At 47.4% G+C, this 4,958-nt stretch carries 6 protein-coding genes; all 6 read right to left on the bottom strand.

All coding sequences use genetic code 11. The features are described 5' to 3' along the window. On the bottom strand, positions 1-1,297 hold a 1,297-nt coding region (gene pheT, locus GF401_19120; protein MBD3347171.1), incomplete at its 3' end, for a phenylalanine--tRNA ligase subunit beta. Between the two features lie 18 nt (positions 1,298-1,315). After that, complete coding sequence (gene pheS, locus GF401_19115; protein MBD3347170.1) at positions 1,316-2,347, bottom strand: phenylalanine--tRNA ligase subunit alpha; 1,032 nt, start codon at positions 2,345-2,347, stop codon at positions 1,316-1,318. Between the two features lie 14 nt (positions 2,348-2,361). After that, positions 2,362-2,709 carry a 50S ribosomal protein L20 gene (rplT, locus tag GF401_19110; GenBank protein ID MBD3347169.1) on the bottom strand — a complete coding sequence of 116 codons (348 nt, stop codon included), beginning with the start codon at positions 2,707-2,709 and terminating at the stop codon, positions 2,362-2,364. A 42-nt stretch (positions 2,710-2,751) separates the two neighbouring features. Beyond that, entirely contained in the window at positions 2,752-2,949 is a 198-nt protein-coding gene (rpmI, locus tag GF401_19105; GenBank protein ID MBD3347168.1) for a 50S ribosomal protein L35, read from the bottom strand. Between the two features lie 32 nt (positions 2,950-2,981). Beyond that, the gene (locus tag GF401_19100; GenBank protein ID MBD3347167.1) at positions 2,982-3,590 is read right to left on the bottom strand and encodes a translation initiation factor IF-3; all 609 of its coding nucleotides are present in this window, start codon (positions 3,588-3,590) and stop codon (positions 2,982-2,984) included. 30 nt (positions 3,591-3,620) lie between these two features. Continuing rightward, positions 3,621-4,958 (bottom strand): threonine--tRNA ligase (gene thrS / locus GF401_19095; protein MBD3347166.1); only part of this gene is annotated, 1,338 nt, incomplete at its 5' end.

The raw sequence follows: 4,958 nt of genomic DNA, 5'->3' as shown, positions 1-4,958 counted from the left end.
TTCCAAGAGAAGACAGATACGAGATAATGGTATCTTTTTCTACCGTCACTCCCAGAAGCCGGCAAACCTGTGCAGGTCTGAGCGGGACAGTCCGTTTCTCAAGCGGCTGAGGACATTCATCAATGCACCCGGGTACGACAGTCCCGCCGGCATAGAGTCTGAGAAACTCCGCTGCGGTATCGATTGCATCGACAAGCCCCTGCTCGGGATCTACCCCCCGTTCGAACCGGTAGGATGAATCGGTTGAAAGGTTGAGGCGTTTTGATGTTTTTCGAACAGTGACCGGATCGAAATAGGCGCATTCAAGAAACACATCGGTGGTCGATTCGGAAATCGCCGATCCGGCGCCTCCCATAATGCCCGCAAGCGCAACAGACTTTTCTCCATCGTAAATAAGCAGGTCATTGGAAATCAGCTCCCGCTCCACTTCATCGAGGGTCATAAATTTCTGCCCCTGCTGCGCATTATCGACAATAATTTTCTTTTGTTCAATTTTATCATAATCAAAGGCATGCATCGGGTGGCCGAAATGGAGAAGGATATAATTGGTGATATCGACAACATTGTTGATCGGCCGAAGTCCGGCTTCCCGCAGACGGCGTTTCATCCATTCCGGAGACTCACCAATGGTTACACCGGTGACCATCCGTCCAAGATACCGGGGGCAGGCAGATGGATTTTTAATTTCAACGGAAATTAAATCGTGGATCTTTCCCTCCGATTCTTCAGGATGTTTTACCGTGTTTTTGAGCGGAAGACCTAATACCGCCGAAACCTCCCGTGCAACACCGAGCATGCTCAGGCAATCTCCCCGGTCGGGGGTAATCTCTATTTCGATAACCGAATCACCCGGAAAATATTCCGAAAGCTCCTTCCCCGGCTCGAATTCTTCCGAAAGCGCCATAATACCGCTGTGATCATCCGAAATACCGAGTTCCTTTTCGGAACAGAGCATGCCGGAGGATTCCACGCCCCGGATTTTCGCTTTTTTGACGGTAAATTCGGGGGATAATACCGTTCCGATTGTGGCCAGAGGCGCATACATGCCCTCGACGACATTCGGCGCTCCACAGACGATTGTCATTTTTTTCCCCGCATCGACATCACATAATTTGAGCTTGTCGGCATTGGGATGGGGGCGAAGGCCAAGGATTTTTGCAACCTTTATGCCCGATGGGATATGCATTTCTTTCACCGACGCTACCTCCAGGCCGGCCCGGGTAATTGCATCAGTCAGTTCGTCCACCGGAACGGTGATATCGACAAAATCCTTAAGCCACTGTAACGGTATAAGCATAATATATTGTAAAGAGAGTTAAAATTGTTTCAGGAAACGAATGTCATTTTCAAAAAACAGACGAATATCATCAATGGTATATTTCAGAAGCGCAATGCGTTCGAGACCCATGCCGAATGCAAAGCCGGTATAGATGTCGCTGTCGATCCCTCCGGAAGCAAGGACATTGGGATGAACCATTCCCGCACCGAGAATCTCAAGCCACCCGCTCTGCTTACAAACCGGGCATCCCGCGCCTTTGCAGAGAAAACATTCGACATCGATTTCAACACTAGGCTCGGTAAAAGGAAAAAAACTCGGACGGATTTTTATCTGCGTTTTATCATCGAAAAAACGACGGGCAAAGCCGAGCAGGGTACCTTTCAGGTCCGAAAAAGAGACATTGCGGTCGACATACAGCCCTTCAATCTGATGAAATATGCAATAGCTGCGCGAGCTGATTTCTTCATGACGGTAGACCCGTCCGGGCATGATATACCGGAGCGGTGGCTTCTGCTTCTCCATTACCCGGATCTGGACCGGTGAGGTATGGGTCCTCAGTACCACTTCGGGAGAGACCGTGAAGGTATCCTGCATATCCCGCGCCGGATGATAAGGCGGAAAGTTGAGCGCCGCAAAATTATAGTAATCGCTCTCAACATCAGGACCATAGGCAACATCAAAGCCCATCGTGATAAAAATGTCGCGAATCTGATTGCGGATACGGGTCAGCGGATGGATACTTCCCTGAGGAAAAGGATAGCCCGGAAGGGTAGAATCGAAAGCCGTTGCAGACTTTTGAGCCCCCGCTTCTTTCTTTTCGGTCTTTGCAGAAAACCGTTCTTCGACCTCGGAGCGGAGCTTGTTTGCCTGTGCACCGAACTCCTTACGCTGATCTACCGGAAGGTTTTTAAGGCCCTTTAAAAGATTGCGCAGAATTCCTTTTTTGCCCAGATACTTTATCCGGAACGCTTCCAGGGATTGGGCATCCTGTGCATCATCGAGTTCGGAAAAGACATTCTTTCGAAGCTCCTCCAGGGCATCGAGCGTGTAGGTTTCCTCCTGTGCCATAGAATGAATACTGGCTACGCCTTGACCTGTTCGATGAGGTTGGTGAATGATTCGGGTTCATGGACCGCAAGATGGGCAAGAGTTTTACGATTGAGAACAATACCCTTCTGATTGAGACCATCGATCAGTTTAGCATAGGTCGTGCCGTTTTGACGGGCTGCTGCGTTGATACGCATGATCCACAGGGACCGGAAATTCCGTTTTTTCTGTTTTCTGCCGGTATAGGCATAGGAACCGGCCCGGATAACCGCATCCTTGGCAGTTCGTATACAGCTTTTCCGTTTACCGAAATATCCTTTTGCGGCTTTGATAATTTTTTTGCGTCTGTTGCGTGATGATACGCGGGTTTTTGCTCGTGGCATTGTTATACTCCTTAACGTGTGACTACTTGAAGCAGTGTAGTGTTATTCTCCAAGCATACGCTTGATACGTTTTTCCTGGGCTTTATTTTCGATTACGTCGTCTTTTCGAAGATTCCGTTTTCTCTTTGTTGATTTTTTTCCTAACAAATGGCTTTTATAAGCATCCTTATGCTTTACTTTCCCACTTGCAGTGGTGGAAAAACGCTTTTTCACTGCACTGCGTGTTTTCATCTTTGGCATGATACCGTCCTCTTGTTAATATAAAATGCGTGTTATTGTTCGGGTTCTGCTTCTTTTTTTCGTTTCGCATCCTGTTCCATCTTGCGCTTTAAATCTTTGATTTTTGCTTTATCCGGCACAAAAATCGAGACCATATTACGACCTTCCATCTTGGCATTCTGTTCGACAATAGCGATATCATCAAGATCTTCGGTCATACTGGTAAGTATTCGCTGGCCAAATTCTTTATGGGTTATCTCCCGTCCTCTGAAGACAACCGTTACTTTGACTCTGTCACCTCGCATGAGAAACTTGCGTGCATGGTCCTTTTTGAAGTTGAAATCGTGGTCGTCTGTTTTAGGATGCAGCTTGATTTCTTTGAGATGAACAACGTGCTGTTTCTTTTTCGCTTCTTTGGCCTTTTTGGATTTTTCATATTTGAATTTGCCGTAGTCCATGATCTTGCATACTGGTGGATTGGCATTCGGTGCAATTTCGACAAGATCTAACTCGACATCCAGTGCCCGTTGAAGCGCCTGCGATGTTGGGACAACTCCCACCTGTTCGCCGCTTTCGCTGATCAGTCGGACTTGAGATGCACGTACCCTGTGGTTGATACGGGTTTCATCTTCTTTTTTGGCAAAGAATTTGCGTTTTTGAATAAAAACCTCCTTCAGTACATGATAATATGATTACTTCTTTTCGACTTCTTCAGTCTTTATTTTCTGAATAAAATCATCAAGCGACATCGCTCCCTTATCTCCCTCTCCATGGGCGCGAAGGGAAATGGATTGTGACTGTTCTTCCCGTTCACCAACAACAGCCATGTAGGGTATTTTCCGGACTTCAGCCGCACGGATTTTATAGCCGACTTTTTCTGATCTGTCATCCACCTCCACCCGGATATCAGCATTCCTGAGTTTTTCAAAGACAGCGTTGCTGTATTCGGAGAACCGTTCGGAAACCGGGATGACCGCCACCTGGACCGGCGAAAGCCAGACCGGCAACGAGCCACCGCTATGTTCGAGAAGAATTCCGATAAACCGCTCCATTGACCCTAAAAGCGCACGATGGATCATCACCGGACGCTGTTTTGAGCCGTCAGGGGCGGTGTATTCCAGATCGAACCGTTCGGGCATACTGAAATCGAGCTGCACAGTTCCGCACTGCCAGGTACGATTAAGACAATCTTTAATATGGAAGTCGATTTTAGGCCCGTAAAAGGCGCCGTCCCCGGGATTCAACTGGTAATCGATGTTCATCTTTTTCAGTACCGATCCAAGCGCGGCTTCGGCTTTCTCCCATATCTCATCGGAGCCGATATACTTTTCGGGTTTGGTCGACAACTCGATTTTATAATCGTTGAAACTGAAAACCCGATAAATTTTCATGATAAAGTTGATGACTTCCTCAATCTGATCTTCAATCTGATCGGGAAGACAGAAAATATGAGCATCATCCTGGGTAAAGTTGCGTACCCTGAAAAGGCCGTGAAGTACACCGGCTTTTTCATGACGGTGGACCAGGCCGAATTCACAGATTTTCATGGGAAACTCACGGTAGGAGTGGGCCTGACTTTTATATATGAGCAGACCGCCCGGACAATTCATGGGCTTCACCGCATGCATGATATCGTCGATCTCGGTGAAATACATGTTGTCGCGGTATTTATCCCAATGCCCGCTTTTGCGCCATAATTCTTCATTGAGAATAATCGGTGTCTTAATTTCCTGATAGCCGGCCTTGATATGCTCTTTCCGGCAATAATCTAATATTGTATTGTAGAGTACCATGCCTTTGGGATGCCAGAATGGAAACCCGGCACCTTCGGTATGAAACGAAAAGAGTTCGAGTTCTTTTCCCAGTTTTCGGTGATCCCGTTTCAGGGCCTCTTCAAGCAACCGGAGATGCTCATCGAGCATGGACTTTTTTGGAAAAGAGACGCCGTAAATCCGCTGTAGCATCTTGTTGTTTTCATCACCTCGCCAGTAGGCTCCGGCAACACTGAGAAGCTTTATCGCTTTGACATA

The sequence above is a fragment of the Chitinivibrionales bacterium genome (assembly GCA_014728215.1).
Taxonomy (GTDB): domain Bacteria; phylum Fibrobacterota; class Chitinivibrionia; order Chitinivibrionales; family WJKA01; genus WJKA01.
This window is presented reverse-complemented; position numbering and strand designations above follow the sequence as displayed.

Bases quoted from the DNA above. Each gene is read 5' to 3' on its own strand.
- rplT (MBD3347169.1), bottom strand. From the start codon at position 2,709: ATGCCACGAGCAAAAACCCGCGTATCATCACGCAACAGACGCAAAAAA.
- pheS (MBD3347170.1), bottom strand. From the start codon at position 2,347: ATGGCACAGGAGGAAACCTACACGCTCGATGCCCTGGAGGAGCTTCGA.
- rpmI (MBD3347168.1), bottom strand. From the start codon at position 2,949: ATGCCAAAGATGAAAACACGCAGTGCAGTGAAAAAGCGTTTTTCCACC.